Origin of the sequence: Xanthomonas sp. NCPPB 3569, assembly GCF_041475645.2 — a bacterium.
Taxonomy (GTDB): domain Bacteria; phylum Pseudomonadota; class Gammaproteobacteria; order Xanthomonadales; family Xanthomonadaceae; genus Xanthomonas; species Xanthomonas phaseoli.
The window spans coordinates 2523223-2538378 of record NZ_CM192969.1; the positions used below are offsets into that span (position 1 = coordinate 2523223).

The window sequence follows — 15156 nt, forward strand, 5'->3', positions numbered from 1 at the left end:
GCTCACTCGACTAGCAGGCGCTCGATCAACCTGCGGTACAGCGCCGGTAGCGCCTGCAGGTCGGCCACGCGCACATGCTCGTCGACCTGGTGGATGCTGGCATTGACCGGGCCCACTTCGATGCATTGCGCGCCCAATGGCGCGATGAAGCGCGCGTCGGAAGTGCCGCCACCGGTGCTTTCTTCCGGCGGCGCACCGGCGAACTCGCCCAAGACCTCGCGCGCGACGCTGCGCAACCGCCCTTCCGGGGTGTAGAACGGTTCGCCGCTGCGGTGCCAGCGCAGCGTGTAGTCCAGCGCATGCCGATCGAGCAGTGCGGTGACTTCGGCTTCCAGGCGCGGCGCGTCCCAATGCGGCGTATAGCGCAGATTGAAGGCCACCTGCAGCTCGCCAGGAATCACGTTATTGGCGCCGGTGCCGGCGTGGATGTTGGAAACTTGCAGGCTGGTGGGCGGAAAGCTTTCGAAGCCATCGTCCCATTGCCGCGCCACCAGTTCGGCCAGCGCAGGCGCTGCCAGATGGATCGGGTTGCGCGCCTTGTGCGGATACGCCACATGCCCCTGCACACCTTTCACGGTCAACGTGCCGGACAGGCTGCCGCGACGGCCGACGCGCAACAGATCGCCCAGGCGCTCGGTGGACGACGGCTCGCCGGTGATGCACCAGTCGATCGCTTGCCCGCGTTCGCGAAACACCTCGGCAACCCGGCGCACGCCATCGATGGCATCGCCCTCTTCGTCCGAAGTCAACAGCACCGCCAGCGTGCCGGGGTGCGTTGGGTGGGCAGCGACGAATTGCTCCGCGGCAACCACGAACGCGGCCACGCTGCCTTTCATGTCCGCGGCACCACGCCCATACAGCACGCCGTCGCGGATCTGCGGATCGAACGGATCGCTGGTCCACGCCTCGCGCGGGCCCGGCGGCACCACATCGGTATGCCCGAGCAATACCAGCACTGGCGCACCGCTGCCATGGGTTGCCCACAGATTCTCGACCTCGCCCAGGCGCAAGTGCTCGCAGCCGAAGCCGGCTGCGCGCAGGCGCTGCGCAATTGCGGCCTGGCAACCGGCATCGGCCGGCGTTACCGAGGCACGTGCAATGAGGTCACAGGTCAACTCCAGCACATCGCTCATGAAACGTCACCGCAGTAGAGCCGCATCGCGGCGTTGATGGAGAAAAGCGCGTCTGCATCGATCGGCGTGGTTTGATCGCAGTTGCCGTCGTGGCAGCGAATCGGTTTGCAGGCAGTACTCGCGTCATTGCCGGTGCGACATCGAACCGCTTACCCAGCCGATGCGGGCGCGATCAACATGCCAGACGTCATGCGCCGCGACGATAGCGGCAACACGGTCTGCAGCACCGTCGAAATCCGCAGTCGCTTAGCCAACGCCGAATAGCTTCTTGAAGCCGTTATCGGAAAAGCCCTGATGCAGCGCGCCCTCGTCGGTGGCGACAAGCGGCCGCCGGATCAGCTGCGGGTATTCGCGCAGCAACAGCTTCCATTCGGCCGCACTGCCCGCCGCCTTGCGGTTGTCCGGCAACTGCCGCCAGGTGGTCGAGGACTTGTTGATCAATGCATCGAATCCACCGACCTGCTCCGCCCACGCCACCAGGGTGTCCGGCTCCGGCTTGTGATCGCGATAGTCGACAAACGTATACGCCACACCAAAACGATCCAGCCACTTGGTGGCTTTCTTGCAGGTATCGCAGTTTTTGAGTCCGTAGAGCGTGGTCATGTGACATATCCCAAAGGGCGGTGCAGATCCCCTCACTTCGTGAAAGGGGTTGCGATGGAACTGCGTGCAACGCGACCGGCAAGCGATCTCACAAGCGCGCTGAGACACGCGGGTGATTGCGGCAATCGAGAGTGCCAAAGGCGCACTCTCGACCGGCGCTGCGCGTCAGCTGTTGCCGATGCGAAGCGGATTAATCCGCCAGACCACGCAACAGTTCGTTGACGCTGGTCTTACTGCGCGTCTTGGCATCCACCTGCTTGACGATTACCGCGCAATACAGCGAGTGCGAGCCGTCCTTGGAGGGCAACTGCCCGGACACCACCACGCTGTACGGCGGCACATAGCCGTAGGAAATCTCGCCGGTAGCGCGGTTGTAGATGCGTGTGCTCTGGCCGATGAACACGCCCATGCCGATCACGCTGTGGTGCCCGATGACCACGCCTTCCACCACTTCCGAGCGAGCGCCGATAAAGCAGTGATCTTCGATGATGGTGGGGCTGGCCTGCAGCGGTTCGAGCACGCCGCCGATGCCGGCGCCGCCGGACAAATGGCAGTGTTTGCCGATCTGCGCGCACGACCCCACCGTGGCCCAGGTATCGACCATGGTGCCTTCGCCAACATAGGCGCCGATGTTGGTGAAGCTCGGCATCAGCACCACGTCCTTGCCGAAATAACTGCCGCGACGCGCCACTGCGCCCGGCACCACGCGCACGCCGGCCTTGCGGAATTCGGCTTCATGGAAGCCGGCAAAGCGCGATTCCACCTTGTCCCAGAACGGCGCCGGCTGGGCGTCGATCACCGCCATCTCGTTGACGCGGAAGTAGAGCAGTACCGCTTTTTTCAGCCACTCGTTGACGGTCCAGCCTCCCTGCCCGTCCGGCTCGGCGACGCGGAACTGCCCGCTTTCCAGTCCGTCGATCACGCGATTGACAATGGCACGGCTGGAACCGTCGATCTCGTCGATAGTCAGCGTGGCGCGCCGTTCGAATGCGCTTTCGATGCCCAGCTTGAGCTCGTCGCTGCCGGCCTGCGGTGCGACGCTGTGCACGGCCTGCTCGGCAATCGGCAGCTTCCTTGCCGCCGCAGCCTTCTTTGCGGCCGGTGCAGCAACCACTTTGGTCGGCTGCTTGGCCACGCGTGGCGCAGCGGACGTTGCGGTCTTGCCGCCCGTCTTGTTTGCAGCGGTTTTCGGGCTTGCCGCATCGGATGCAGCAGCCTTTTTGCCGACAGCGCCCGCTGCTGCGCCCTGTTTGCCGACGCCAACGCCTGGCTTTGAGGCGGCAACAGCCGGCACCTTGGCGGCCTTGCCGCCCGTTGCAGCCGCGCGCTTGGAGGCTGCGGTGGTGGTCGCGCTCTGCTTGCGCGCGGTCTTCTTGCTGGTGGCCATGGGGGTCTCCGGAGTTGCTAGCTAGACAGGGTCAAGGCAGGCGCACAGCGCATCGCGCAGCGCCTGCCGGGCGGATTCGGACAACGGGCGGTCATGCTCGTCGGTGATCTGGAACTGGTCTTCGGCACGTTCGCCGAAGGTGGCGATACGCGCGTCGTGCACGCGCAGGTGCTGCATGCGCAACACGTGCGCGACATCGGCAAGCAGGCCGGGGCGGTCGGGTGCGACCAGACTGATGCGGGTGCGGCGGCCGCCGGCGCTTTCGCTGAACTCCACCCGCGGTGCGAAGCGGAAATGCCGCAGCTGGCGCGGCACCGCACGGCGTGCCGGGCGCACCTTCTGCAGGTCGCCGGCCAGCACCTGACGCAGCGTTGCCGCAAGCCGCTGCGGGTCGCCGTCGGCATAGGTCTCCTGCGGCAACACTTCGAACACGTCGAAGATCGCATCGTGTGGCGCGTCCAGCACACGTGCGCGATGGATGCCGTAGCCCTTGCGATCAAGCGTGGCCACGATGGCCGCAAACAGCCCATCGCGGTCCGGCGAATACACGAACACTTCCAGCGCGTCGTTGTCCGGCACCGCGCGACGCGCCTTGACCAGGGTCTGGCCGATCTCCACTTCGATCAGCGAGGCCGCCTGCCATGCCAATTGCTCGGGACGGAAACGCAGGAAATTCTCGTCCGGCATGCCGGCAAACTGGCGATCGATGGTGACATCGTCGTGCCCTTGCGCCTGCATCAAGGTACGCGCCGATTCGCGCGCCTCGCGTAGCCGTTCTTCGCGCGGTGGTGGGTGCTCCAGGCCTTCGCGCAACGCGCGACGCGCGGCGAAATACAGATCCGCCAACAGCCGATCTTTCCACGCGTTCCACAACTTGGGACTGGTGCCGGCGATGTCGGCACAGGTGAGCAGGTACAGATAATCCAGACGTTCGCGTGTGCCGACCAACGTTGCGAAACGGTGAATCACCTCCGGGTCGGAAATGTCCTGCTTCTGCGCGGTGACCGACATGCGCAAGTGCTGTTCCACCAGCCAGGTCACCAGCTCGGTATCGCCTTCGCTCAGGCGATGCGCCAGGCAGAACGCACGCGCATCCACTGCGCCCAGTTCCGAGTGATCGCCGCCGCGGCCCTTGGCGATGTCGTGGAACAGGCCCGCCAGCAACAGCAGTTCCGGCTTGCGCAAACGCGGCCAGACTTCATGCGCGATCGAGAAGCGTTCGTCGGCGCGGCCGGCGGCAAACAGTGCGATGTTCCGCAGCACCATCAAGGTGTGCTGGTCCACCGTATAGACATGGAACAGGTCGAACTGCATGCGCCCGGAAACGCTGGCGAATGCCGGAATCCACTGGCCCAGCACGCCCAGCCGCGCCATGCGATTGAGCGTTTCCACCGCACGCGGGCCGCGCAGCAATGCCATGAAGCGTTCCCGGGCCGTGGCATCGGCCATGTCGTATGCCGGCAGATCGCGCAGAACCTCGGCCAGCGCGCGCGCGGTCAGCGAATGCAGTCCGCGCACCTCGCGATGCGCGGCCCATTGCGCAAACAGCGCGAACACCTGCAGCACATCGCCGTCTGGCCAGCTCTCGGCGTCGGCAGCCAGGTAGCCGCGGCGCAGGCTGAAGCCGCCGCCCAGAGGCTCCGGCGTCGCTTCGCCATCGAACTGTTCTTCGAAACGCTGCAACAAGCGGTCGCTGATGCGGCGGATCAATGCAGCGCTGCGATAAAAGCGCTGCATCATTTTTTCCACGCCCAGGCTTTCCGGGTCGTCGGCGAACCCCAACCGTTCGGCAAGGGTCTTTTGATAATCGAACCGCAGCCGCTCTTCCGGCCGGTTGGCCACGATGTGCAGACCGAAACGCAGCCGGGCAAGCTCTTCGCGCTCGCGACGCAACGCGGCGGCCTCGTCGAAGCCGACATGGCCCAGCCCGACCAGGGCCTCCAGGTCCTTGACCCCGAACGCGCGCAAGGCCATCCAGCCCAGCGTCTGCAGGTCGCGCAGACCACCGGGGCCATCCTTGATGTCGGGTTCGAGATTATCGGCGGTGTCGCCGAAGCGCTGATGGCGCGCCAGCAATTCCTCGCGCTTGGCCTGGAAGAAGTCGCGCGGCGGCCACACCTGCGGCGGCGCGATCGCCGTCGCCAGCGCAGCGCGCGCGGCGGCATCGGCCACCAGTGCGCGCGATTCGATCAAGGCAGTGAGCACGGTCTGGTCGGCGGCCGCAGCAGTGCACTGCGCCGGCGAGCGCACCGCGTGACTGATCGGCAGGCCCACATCCCAGAGCAGCGCAAACAAGCGCGCCAGGGCCTGCTCGTGCTGCTGTTGCGCGGCGGTGTCGCCCAGCACCAGCACATCCACATCCGAGCGCGGAAACAACTCGCCCCGTCCGTAGCCGCCAACCGCATGCAGCGACAAACCGCTATCGGCCGGCATGCAGCGCATCCAGGCATTGCGCATCAATTGGTCGACCGCGCGGGCGCGCAGCGCCACCAGACGCTCGATCGGCTCGCCCTGGTCGAAGCGTTTGCACAGGCGCATGTCCGCATGCACCAGCAGCGGACGGGCCTGCGCGGCCCAGTCAGCGTCGCCGGCGACGCCCGGGTCGGGTCGCTCCGCCGGCGTGTCCGTCATACCGGCGCGGGCGAATTGGCCGACAGCGTCAACACATCCACGCCGTCTTCGGTGACCGCAACCATGTGTTCCCACTGCGCAGACAACTTGCGGTCCTTGGTGACCACGGTCCAGCCGTCCGGCAGCGTCTTATGGTGATAGGTGCCTTCGTTGATCATCGGCTCGATGGTGAAGGTCATGCCCGGCTTGAGCACCAGCCCTTCGCCCGGACGGCCGTAATGCATGACCTGCGGCTCGTCGTGATACACCTTGCCGATGCCGTGGCCGCAGTAATCGCGTACCACGCTGAAGCGCTCGGCTTCGGCGAACTTCTGGATGGCATGGCCCACATCGCCTAGCGTGGCGCCCGGCTTGACCGCCCGGATGCCGCGCCACATCGCTTCATAAGTCGTTTCGACCAGGCGCTTGGCCATCACCGACGGGGTGCCGACGTAGTACATGCGGCTGGTGTCGCCGTGCCAGCCGTCCTTGATGACGGTGACGTCGATATTGACGATGTCGCCGTCCTTCAACACCTTGGCTGCACTCGGGATGCCGTGACAGATCACGTTGTTGACCGAGGTACACACGCTCTTGGGGAAACCACGATAGCCGACATTGGCGGGGATGGTGCCCTGCACGTTGACGATGTGGTCATGGCAGATGCGGTCCAGCTCGGCAGTGGTCACGCCCGGCTTCACGTGCGGTGCCACCACATCGAGCACCTCGGCGGCCAAGCGGCCAGCGACGCGCATCAGTTCGATTTCTTCTTTGGTTTTCAGATTGACGCTCATGGCCACGATTATCGCCGATCCGGGCTGAATCTGAACGACCCGCGCCTGCGCTTTTTGTGTGGATACCGCAACCGGTAGCAAGCGGACCGCACAACGGAAAACCGTCGCGGCTGCCTATTCATGCGTGACGCCGTGCACGCAGCGTCAAAAAAGGCCCTAACGGAGTCATCCGTAAGACATCCCACTTTTATCAATAAAACCAGTCAAGACAGCTAGATAGCGTGTGAATTCGGCGTTATGTTTGGCACAGCTGATGCATTGCAGGGAAGGCGACGACTCGTCGCGTCATCAATGACCAGAACGGTCAAGGAAATGTCCATGCGTACTGTCCGCCCTGTCCTGCTATCGCTCGGCCTGCTCTCGACCATTGGCATCGCGAGCGCGGCAGACACCACCACCTTCAACGTCAAGATCGCGGTCACCAAGGCCTGCACGATTACCGCTGCGTCCGCCACGGACGTCGACTTCGGCTCGGTACTCTCGACCTCGACCGCCAATGCCGACGCCAACGGCAGCGTGACCGCCCAGTGCACCGCGTTGACGCCGTACAACATCGCGCTGAGCGCGGGCAGCAATGCCGGGACGGCCAACGACGTCACCACCCGCCGCATGAAAAATACCGACGCGCTGGTGACCACCAACAACTACATCGCCTACCAGCTCTACCAGGATCTGGGCCGCAGCACGGTCTGGGGCAGCACCACCGGCACCAACACGCTCAGCCGCACCGCCACCGGCCTGAATCAGGTCTACCCGGTCTACGGTCGCGTGACCAACCCGTCGGCCAACAATCCTGCGACCGGTAGCTATCAGGACACGATCACTGCCACGATCGTCTATTGAGCCCGCGCATGCCTGTGCATCACCGCCCGTTGTCACGTCTACCTGCCTGGCTGATGTCGGCCGGGCTGGCGATGACGCTGGTCATGGCCAACGGCGCCCTGCCGACGCCGGCGCATGCCGCCAGCCTGCAGCTGGCGCCCACATCGCTGAGCCTGAGCGCCCAGCAGACCGCCGACGGCCTGTGGCTGAGCAACAGCGGCAGCGCGCCGGTCCAGGTGCAGACCCGCGCCTATCGCTGGACCCAACGCGATGGGCAGGATCAGCTCGATCCCACCCAGGATCTGCTGGTCAGCCCGCCGATGCGCACCCTGGCCGCTGGCGAGCGCCAGTTGATCCGGGTCATCCGCGCCGGGCCTGCCCCGAGCGGACAGGAGCAGTGTTACCGCATCATCGTCGACGAGCTGCCCAGCGCCGATGCCGACCGCAAAGGCATGCAGTTCGTGCTGCGTTACTCGGTGCCGATCTTCTTGCTGCCGCCCGGCAACGCCGAACCCTCGCCGACCCTGAGCGCGCAAGTGGTTGCCGGCAGCGACGGCAAGGCGCAGATACAGATCAGCAACACCGGCACCGGCCATGCGCAGGTCGCCGACCTGCGGCACCAGGTCGATGGCGCAACCAAGACCGCATTGAACGGCTTGGTCGGTTATGTGCTGCCCGGGCAGACCATGCGCTGGTCGCTGGATGCGCCGCTGGCGCAGTTCGGCCGCGGCACCATCATCGCAAGGATCAATGGTGAGGCTGACGAACGTACTTTGTTGGCCGCGCCGACGGCACCGTGATGCGGCGCGGCTGGCGATGACGCTGCTTGCGACCGCCAGTTGCCTGGGCAGCGCCGCAGCCGGCGATCTGGCCGATGTGGCGTCGCTTCCCGATCAGCCGCCACCCAGCGCCACGCCACAGCCGCAAACGCTGTATCTGGACGTGACCTTAAACCAGGCCGACCGCGGCTTGGCACCCTTCGAACTGGTCGACGGGCGGCTCCGCGGCTCGGTGGAAACCCTGCGCAAACTCGGCTTCATCCTGGCCGACCGCGTGCCTGGCGAAGTGGTCGATCTGGACCGCCTGCCCGACGTGGAAGTGCGCTACGACGCCGCGCTGCAGCGGCTCGCGCTGCAGGCGCCGCTGGCCCAGCTGTCGTTGTCCACTACCGTGCTCAAAGCCGAACAAGTGGCCCCGCCCAGCGCCACCGCATCGCCAGGCATGCTGCTCAATTACGACCTGTATGCCACCCGCAACGCCGGCGTCAGCAGCGCGTCGCTGGCCACCGAAGTGCGCGCGTTCGGCATCGGGCGTGGCATGGTCGATACCACCGCGGTCTTTCTGGCCTACGACCGCCCACAGGACAACCGCTGGCGCAGCGAAGCGGTGCGTCTGGACAGTGCCTGGCAGATGGATTTCCCGGACAGCGCCACCAGCCTCAGCGTGGGCGATTTCTATAGCGGCTTTGTCGACTGGAGCCGCTCGATCCGCCTGGGCGGCGTGCAGATCGGCCGCAATTACGCCTTGCAACCGTATCGGGTGCTGACCCCAACGCCGAGCTTTCTCGGCGAAGCGGCAGTGCCTTCCACCGTCGAGCTGTATGTGGACGGCTTGCGCCAGTACAGCGGCCAGGTGCCGGCCGGCCCGTTTCAGCTGGCCGCGCAACCGGGCATCAGCGGCACCGGCCAGGCGCAGATCGTGGTGACCGATGCGTTCGGACGCGTGCGTCGGCTGGATTTTGCGTTCTATGGCACACCGCAGCTGCTGGCGCGCGGCATTTCCGAATGGTCGGCCGGCATCGGTCATCTGCGCCGCGACTACGGCGTGCGCTCGTTTTCGTATGACCAACGTCGTGTGGCCAGCGCCACCTTTCGCAAAGGCCTGCGCGAGGATTTCACGATCGAAGCGCATGCCGAAACTGGCGGTGGCGTGATCAACGCAGGCGCAGGCGGTGTGTGGCTGCTTGGCGTGGGCGGTGTGTTCAATGCCGCCTACGCGCATAGCGAGATGGACGCGCTGCGTGGCGGCCAGTACGTGCTGGGCTACGCCTGGAACAACCGGCGTTTCAACGTCAATCTGGGCAGCCAGCGCACCCATGGCGATTATCGCGACCTGGGCGCACTGCAAGGCGCCCTGCCAGCGCGCGTCAGCGACCGTGCAGCAGTCGGGGTCAACGTCGACCCGATCGGCTCGCTCGGCACCAGCTATGTGCGGCTGAGCTATCCGCAGGGCGATACCTCGCGCTATGCCAGCGTGTTCTGGTCGCGCAATTTCGGGCGCAACTGGGCGGCCAATCTGTCGGGCAATCAGAATCTGGATGTCTCCAGCGATCGCAGCCTGTACCTGTCGCTGTCGACCACCTTCGGCGAAGTGCGTCAGGCCAGCGCATCGATGCAGCGCAACGGCGACCGCACCGGCTTGGTGGCCGACGTCAGCCAGCCACTGCCTGGCGATGGCGATCTGGGCGGCATCGGCTGGCGCCTGCAAGGACGTGCCGGCGACGATGCCAGCGGCGGGCTGGCCGAACTGGGCTGGTTGAACCGGGTCGGTCGTTACAACCTCGGCGCAGCAACCCAGGATGGCGATACCTTCGGCTATGCCAGCGCCAGCGGCAGCCTGGTGTGGATGAACGGCCGCACCTTCGCCGCGCGCGATATCCAGGACGCGTTCGCGGTGGTCTCCACCGACGGCCAGCCCGGCATTCCGGTACGGCTGGAAAACCGCTTGATCGGCGTCACCGACGCGCGCGGCACCCTGCTGGTGACGCCGTTGCAATCGTGGCAGCGCAACCAGCTCTCCATCGACACCCTGAGCCTGCCGGCAGACCTGCGCGTGGACCGTGTCGACACCACGGTGACACCGCGCCAGCAATCCGGTGTGGCGGTGCGCTTCGGCATTACCCGCGTACGCGCCGCCATCATCGTGCTGCACGATGCGCACGGCGCGCCGCTGCCCGTCGGCAGCGTGGTACAGCGCGAGGGCAGTACCGAGCGCGTGGTGGTCGGCTACGACGGCGAAACCTATCTGGACAACCTGCAACGCGACAACCGCATCCTGGTCGACCTGCCCCAGGGCCGCTGCGTTGCGCAGTTCGCGTATCCGGCCGACCCGGGCGGCATCCCGCGGGTGGGTCCGCTGCAGTGCATCCCCGAGCAGACCACCCCATGAGCATGTCCACGCTTTGGCGCCTGATGCTCGCGCTGACGATCGCGATGCTGTGGCTTGGGCCCAGCGAGCGGGCGCACGCAGATACCACCTGCACCGTCACCCTCGGCACGCCATTGGCGTTTGGCAACGTGGCGGCCAACGGCACCACCGATGCGGTGGCAACCCTCAACGTTTCCTGCGCGACCGCCGCGCTCAGCGTACTGGGCTATGCACAAGTTAGCCTCTGCCTGGACCTTGGCCCCGGCAGTGCCAGCAGCGGCGCGTATGCGCCTCGTCGCATGCTCAACTCCACCAGCGACAGCCTGGATTTCCAGATCTACAGCGAGGCAACCCGTACGCAGATCTGGGGCGCCACCGGGTCGGCGGCCCCCTCGCCGCGGACATTGACGCTGTCTTACAACGTCCCGGTGATCACCGGCGGCTCGCAGACCGCCACCATCACCGTGTACGGGCGGATTCCGGCCAACCAGATTCTCTCGGTTGGCAACCACACCAGCAGCTTTGGCGGCGCCGACACTGTGCTGCGCTACTCCTACAACGAAAGCATCACCGGCGTACCCTCGCTGCCGAGCAGCTGTACGGCCGGCGGCACCGGCTCCAAGACTGCCAGCAACGCCTTCCCGTTCACTGCCTCGGCCACTGTGCCGGCACGCTGCAATGCCTACGTCACCACCGATCTGGACTTCGGCAGCATTGCCGGCAGTATCGACGCCGCGATCGATCGCACCTCTACCATCAGCCTGGCCTGCACCAACCGCACCGCCTGGAATATCGGCCTGGACAATGGCAGCAATGCCAGCGGCAGCGTGCGGCGAATGCGTCACGCAACCAGCGCCAACTACGTCAACTACGAGCTCTACAGCAATACCGGCCGCAGTAACCGGTGGGGCACCGTCATCGGGGTGGACACGCTGTCCGGCACCGGCAATGGCACCACCCAGACGGTCACCGTTTATGGACGCGCGCCGGCCCCGCAGCTGCCGATTGCCGGCGCCTACACCGACACGGTGACCGTCTCCATCACTTACTGACAGTTAATAAAGTTCGTATCGGGGGCGTCGCTATTTCTTACGTCTCCAATGCAAACGATTGCCTCCATGACGCTGGTCACCCTCCTGAAACGACTGGCCCTGGCTGCGCTTGCCTACGCCGCGACCTCTACCGCGGCGAACGCGGCCACTGCGCAGGGGCCGGAAAACTCCACCCTGCACATCGGCCTGCGCCTGCTCAGCGGTTGCGAACTGCGTACCGCGCCGCCGCGCGCCAGCTGCTCCAGGGGCACGCCGATGGCGATCGCCGAGCCGCCCAGCAGCAATGAGGCAGCCGCCGTCACCAGCACCGGCCAGGACGCCAGCGCACTTGCCGGGCCGATGCCCGCCGGCGCTGCGCGCATCACCACCATCGCGTTCTGAGCATGGCCACTGCCCGCTATCTTCGCGATCTGATGGCCTCGGCCCTGGTCCTGGGCTGCGTGGCAGCAAGCGGCGCCGCGAGCGCTGCCGAGATCGCCATCGCGCCGACCACCGCGCATATCCCGGCCGACAGCGACCAGACAACGGTCTGGCTCTACAACCAGGCCGCACAGCCATGGCGTGCCGACGCCAAGCTCTACCGCTGGCGCCAGGACGGCGAGCGCGAACTGCTCGAGCCGGCCAGCGGCGTCACGGTCAGCCCGTCGCACTTCGAAATTCCGCCGCAAGGCCGGCAACTGCTGCGCGTGATCCGCCTTGGCCCCAGCCCCAGCCAGGCCGAAGACAGCTACCGGCTTGTCGTGACCCAGCACGCGATCGGCAACGAGACCGACCTGCTGCGTTATTCCACCCCGGTGTTTGCACAGCCCAGCCAGGCCAGCGCAGTGCAACCGGCGTTGCACGCCAGCCTGGCCGGGCACGGCAGCCAGCGCGCGTTGCGTATCTACAATTCCGGCTCCAGCCATGCACGCCTGGCCGACCTGGCGTACATCGATGCCGGCGGCACCCGCCGCAACATCCGCGGCGACCTGGCCGGCTACGTCCTGCCCGGCCAGACCCGCCAATGGACCTTGCCCGCCAACCTGCCCGCAGGCAGCGGCCGCTTCGTGGCGCGTATCAACAGCGACATCGAGAGTACATTGGCCCTGGAGCCGTGAGGGCCGGGATTGGGGATTCGCAAAAGCGTTGCTGGCCTGGCCGTCCTTCGGCATGTGCGACACGACCGGTCATTCGCGATCCGCTCTAAACCAATCTCTAATCCCGACTCCCGAATCTCCCAGCGATCACTGTCAGCTGCCTCAGAACCATACCAATTGCACCAAGTCACCCAGCCAGCTATACTCCGTCGGCTGTTTTGCGTCTCTTGCGCATTGCGTCGTCCACGTCGGACGTCACCGACGAATTCACACCTGCTGCCGCCATCCGCGCCGGGGTGCCCTCACAAGGGGTTCGTCGCGGAGGCAACAGGGAAGCCCAACCCCGGAATCTTGTGCGATTTGATGCGAGTCCCTCGCAACGGCCCGCACATCCATGTGCGGACTTTTCAACAACAAGCCGCGCACGGCGATTCCGCTCTTACGGAGTTACTGCAATGCCCCAAGTCACCATGCGTCAGATGCTGGAAGCCGGCGTCCATTTCGGCCACCAGACCCGCTACTGGAACCCCAAGATGGCGCCGTACATCTTCGGCGCTCGCGGCAAGATCCATATCATCAACCTCGAGAAGACCGTTCCGCTCTTCAACGACGCGATGAACTTCCTCTCCTCGGTTGCGCAGAAGCGCGGCACCGTACTGTTCCTGGGCACCAAGCGCAGCGCGCGCGAGTCCATCAAGGAAGAAGCCGAGCGTTGCAACATGCCGTTCATGACCCAACGCTGGCTGGGCGGCACGCTGACCAACTTCCGCACCGTCAAGCAGTCGGTTGCCCGCCTGAAGGAACTGGAAGCCGCTGAAACTGACGGCACCTTCGACAAGCTGGTCAAGCACGAAGTGCTGGGCCTGCGTCGCGAGCGCGAGAAGCTGGACGCCTCGCTTGGCGGCATCAAGGAAATGAACCGCCTGCCCGACGCGATCTTCGTGATCGATATCGGCCATGAAGACATCGCCATCAAGGAAGCCAAGAAGCTCGGCATTCCGGTGATCGCCGTGGTCGATACCAACTACGATCCGGCCCTGGTCGACTACGCCATCCCGGGCAACGACGACGCCATCCGCGCCGTGCAGCTGTATGCACGCGCCGCTGCCGATGCCGTGCTGGAAGGCAAGGCTGCTGCGCCGAACTCCGCTTCTGTTCGCGAAGAAGAGTTCTCGGCCGAGTCCGCCGACGAAGGCAAGGGCCGTCGCGCTCCGGCCAAGAAGGGCGACAAGAAGGCCGACGCCGCCGAGTAATCGGCGTGCAATGCGGCCGCACCATGCTGTGCGGCCGCAGCCCCGACGGCGCCCTGTCGCTCCGTCGCCGAGGCGACTGAATACATCTACGGGGGCGGCGGCATGCTGCACCGTCTCCTACTGGCGGAATCACTTCCGCCGCACGCATTCGTCCATATGAGGTAATTCCATGGAAATCACTGCTTCCCTGGTCAAGGAACTGCGCGAGCGCACCGGCGCCGGCATGATGGAGTGCAAGAAGGCACTCGTCGAAAACGCAGGCGACATCGACGCCGCGGCCGAGTGGCTGCGCAAGTCGGGCCTGGCCAAGGCCGACAAGAAGGCTGACCGCGTTGCCGCCGAAGGCCGCATCGCCACCGCCCAGGCCGGCGGCAAGGCCGTACTGGTCGAAGTCAACTCCGAGACCGACTTCGTCGCCAAGGACGAGAACTTCCTGGCCTTCACCGAAGTCGTGGCCAATGCTGCCCTGAACTCGGATGCAGCCGATGCCGAAGCGCTCAAGAGCGTCAAGCTCGACAGCGGCGAGACCATCGAAGAGCGTCGCGCTGCGGTCATCGCCAAGGTCGGCGAGAACCTGCAGGTGCGTCGCCTGGTCCGTATCGACAGCGCCAACAACGTCGCCGCCTATGTGCACGGCGGCCGTATCGGCGTGCTGGTCGAGCTGAAGGGTGGCGACATCGAGCTGGCGCGCGGCATCGCCATGCACATCGCCGCCATGAACCCGCCGCACGTGAAAGCTTCCGACGTGCCGGCCGATTTCATCGCCAAGGAAAAGGAAATCGAGCTGGCCAAGATGTCCGAAAAGGACAAGGCTAAGCCGGCCGACATCCTGGAAAAGATCATCAGCGGCAAGATCAGCAAGATCGTCAACGAGGTCACGCTGTACGGCCAGCCGTACGTGCTCAACACCGACCAGACCGTCGAGCAGGCAGTCAAGGCCGCCGGCGCCGACGTGATCGGCTTCCAGCGCCTGGCCGTTGGCGAAGGCATCGAGAAGGTGGTGGAAGACTACGCTGCCGAAGTGATGAAGCAGGCCGGCCTGGCCTGATCTTCCCCGCTCGGGAAAAAGCCGCGGCATGCCGCGGCTTTTTTTTGCCTATTGGTCACGCATCCGCACACGGACGCGAACCTGAAGCGGACGCATCCGGCACCGCAGCAAGCGGCCTCAACTCTACAGATGTCATCGACATTGCCGTTACCCGAAGATGCCGACCAGGCTTTGGCGTTCATCACGCGTGTTTTGTGGCGCGGCGATGGCCGAGCATGGCGCGCCCCACTC

At 65.4% G+C, this 15156-nt stretch carries 13 protein-coding genes; 8 read left to right on the forward strand and 5 right to left on the reverse strand.

What is annotated here, in order from left to right:
• Nucleotides 1-2: 2 nt before the first annotated feature.
• From dapE to map, 5 genes are all read right to left on the reverse strand, one after another.
• Nucleotides 3-1133 (reverse strand): succinyl-diaminopimelate desuccinylase, encoded by a 1131-nt coding sequence (gene dapE / locus ACCQ03_RS11105; protein ID WP_057679644.1) that lies wholly within the window; start codon nucleotides 1131-1133, stop codon nucleotides 3-5.
• A 246-nt stretch (nucleotides 1134-1379) separates the two neighbouring features.
• On the reverse strand, nucleotides 1380-1736 hold the full coding sequence (locus ACCQ03_RS11110) for an arsenate reductase (RefSeq protein WP_057679645.1): 357 nt from the start codon (nucleotides 1734-1736) through the stop codon (nucleotides 1380-1382).
• A gap of 190 nt (nucleotides 1737-1926) precedes the next feature.
• Nucleotides 1927-3123, reverse strand: coding sequence for a 2,3,4,5-tetrahydropyridine-2,6-dicarboxylate N-succinyltransferase (dapD, locus tag ACCQ03_RS11115; RefSeq protein WP_209225359.1), 1197 nt, complete (start codon nucleotides 3121-3123; stop codon nucleotides 1927-1929).
• 21 nt (nucleotides 3124-3144) lie between these two features.
• Nucleotides 3145-5754, reverse strand: a complete 2610-nt coding sequence (locus ACCQ03_RS11120; protein WP_017155700.1) for a [protein-PII] uridylyltransferase — start codon at nucleotides 5752-5754, stop codon at nucleotides 3145-3147.
• Nucleotides 5751-6527, reverse strand: coding sequence for a type I methionyl aminopeptidase (map, locus tag ACCQ03_RS11125; protein WP_008576697.1), 777 nt, complete (start codon nucleotides 6525-6527; stop codon nucleotides 5751-5753). Before map ends, ACCQ03_RS11120 begins: the two co-directional genes overlap by 4 nt.
• 318 nt (nucleotides 6528-6845) lie before the next feature.
• Between map and ACCQ03_RS11130 the strand changes: the two genes are divergently transcribed.
• The 8 genes from ACCQ03_RS11130 (at nucleotide 6846) to tsf (ending at nucleotide 14925) form a co-directional block, all read left to right on the forward strand.
• Complete coding sequence (locus ACCQ03_RS11130) at nucleotides 6846-7370, forward strand: Csu type fimbrial protein (RefSeq protein ID WP_057679657.1); 525 nt, start codon at nucleotides 6846-6848, stop codon at nucleotides 7368-7370.
• 8 nt (nucleotides 7371-7378) lie between these two features.
• On the forward strand, nucleotides 7379-8149 hold the full coding sequence (locus tag ACCQ03_RS11135; protein ID WP_039574789.1) for a fimbrial biogenesis chaperone: 771 nt from the start codon (nucleotides 7379-7381) through the stop codon (nucleotides 8147-8149).
• Between the two features lie 16 nt (nucleotides 8150-8165).
• Entirely contained in the window at nucleotides 8166-10517 is a 2352-nt protein-coding gene (locus tag ACCQ03_RS11140; RefSeq protein WP_150145742.1) for a fimbria/pilus outer membrane usher protein, read from the forward strand.
• A complete protein-coding gene (locus ACCQ03_RS11145; RefSeq protein WP_150145740.1) occupies nucleotides 10514-11548 on the forward strand; it encodes a Csu type fimbrial protein in 1035 nt (344 codons plus the stop codon). Before ACCQ03_RS11140 ends, ACCQ03_RS11145 begins: the two co-directional genes overlap by 4 nt.
• A 48-nt stretch (nucleotides 11549-11596) precedes the next feature.
• Nucleotides 11597-11929: a hypothetical protein gene (locus ACCQ03_RS11150; RefSeq protein ID WP_057679649.1), complete on the forward strand. Its 333-nt coding sequence runs from the start codon at nucleotides 11597-11599 to the stop codon at nucleotides 11927-11929.
• Nucleotides 11930-11931: 2 nt separating this feature from the next.
• Nucleotides 11932-12645, forward strand: a complete 714-nt coding sequence (locus ACCQ03_RS11155) for a fimbrial biogenesis chaperone (protein WP_057679650.1) — start codon at nucleotides 11932-11934, stop codon at nucleotides 12643-12645.
• A 434-nt stretch (nucleotides 12646-13079) separates the two neighbouring features.
• A complete protein-coding gene (rpsB, locus tag ACCQ03_RS11160) occupies nucleotides 13080-13877 on the forward strand; it encodes a 30S ribosomal protein S2 (RefSeq protein ID WP_011346896.1) in 798 nt (265 codons plus the stop codon).
• A 169-nt stretch (nucleotides 13878-14046) separates the two neighbouring features.
• Nucleotides 14047-14925, forward strand: a complete 879-nt coding sequence (gene tsf / locus ACCQ03_RS11165; RefSeq protein WP_007962895.1) for a translation elongation factor Ts — start codon at nucleotides 14047-14049, stop codon at nucleotides 14923-14925.
• Nucleotides 14926-15156 lie beyond the last annotated feature (231 nt).

What these genes read in the sequence shown, in the direction of transcription:
- ACCQ03_RS11145 (WP_150145740.1), top strand. Translation starts at nt 10,514, where the DNA reads ATGAGCATGTCCACGCTTTGGCGCCTGATGCTCGCGCTGACGATCGCG.
- rpsB (WP_011346896.1), top strand. Translation starts at nt 13,080, where the DNA reads ATGCCCCAAGTCACCATGCGTCAGATGCTGGAAGCCGGCGTCCATTTC.
- ACCQ03_RS11120 (WP_017155700.1), bottom strand. Translation starts at nt 5,754, where the DNA reads ATGACGGACACGCCGGCGGAGCGACCCGACCCGGGCGTCGCCGGCGAC.
- tsf (WP_007962895.1), top strand. Translation starts at nt 14,047, where the DNA reads ATGGAAATCACTGCTTCCCTGGTCAAGGAACTGCGCGAGCGCACCGGC.
- ACCQ03_RS11110 (WP_057679645.1), bottom strand. Translation starts at nt 1,736, where the DNA reads ATGACCACGCTCTACGGACTCAAAAACTGCGATACCTGCAAGAAAGCC.
- ACCQ03_RS11155 (WP_057679650.1), top strand. Translation starts at nt 11,932, where the DNA reads ATGGCCACTGCCCGCTATCTTCGCGATCTGATGGCCTCGGCCCTGGTC.
- dapE (WP_057679644.1), bottom strand. Translation starts at nt 1,133, where the DNA reads ATGAGCGATGTGCTGGAGTTGACCTGTGACCTCATTGCACGTGCCTCG.
- map (WP_008576697.1), bottom strand. Translation starts at nt 6,527, where the DNA reads ATGAGCGTCAATCTGAAAACCAAAGAAGAAATCGAACTGATGCGCGTC.
- ACCQ03_RS11135 (WP_039574789.1), top strand. Translation starts at nt 7,379, where the DNA reads ATGCCTGTGCATCACCGCCCGTTGTCACGTCTACCTGCCTGGCTGATG.
- ACCQ03_RS11140 (WP_150145742.1), top strand. Translation starts at nt 8,166, where the DNA reads ATGACGCTGCTTGCGACCGCCAGTTGCCTGGGCAGCGCCGCAGCCGGC.
- dapD (WP_209225359.1), bottom strand. Translation starts at nt 3,123, where the DNA reads ATGGCCACCAGCAAGAAGACCGCGCGCAAGCAGAGCGCGACCACCACC.
- ACCQ03_RS11150 (WP_057679649.1), top strand. Translation starts at nt 11,597, where the DNA reads ATGCAAACGATTGCCTCCATGACGCTGGTCACCCTCCTGAAACGACTG.
- ACCQ03_RS11130 (WP_057679657.1), top strand. Translation starts at nt 6,846, where the DNA reads ATGCGTACTGTCCGCCCTGTCCTGCTATCGCTCGGCCTGCTCTCGACC.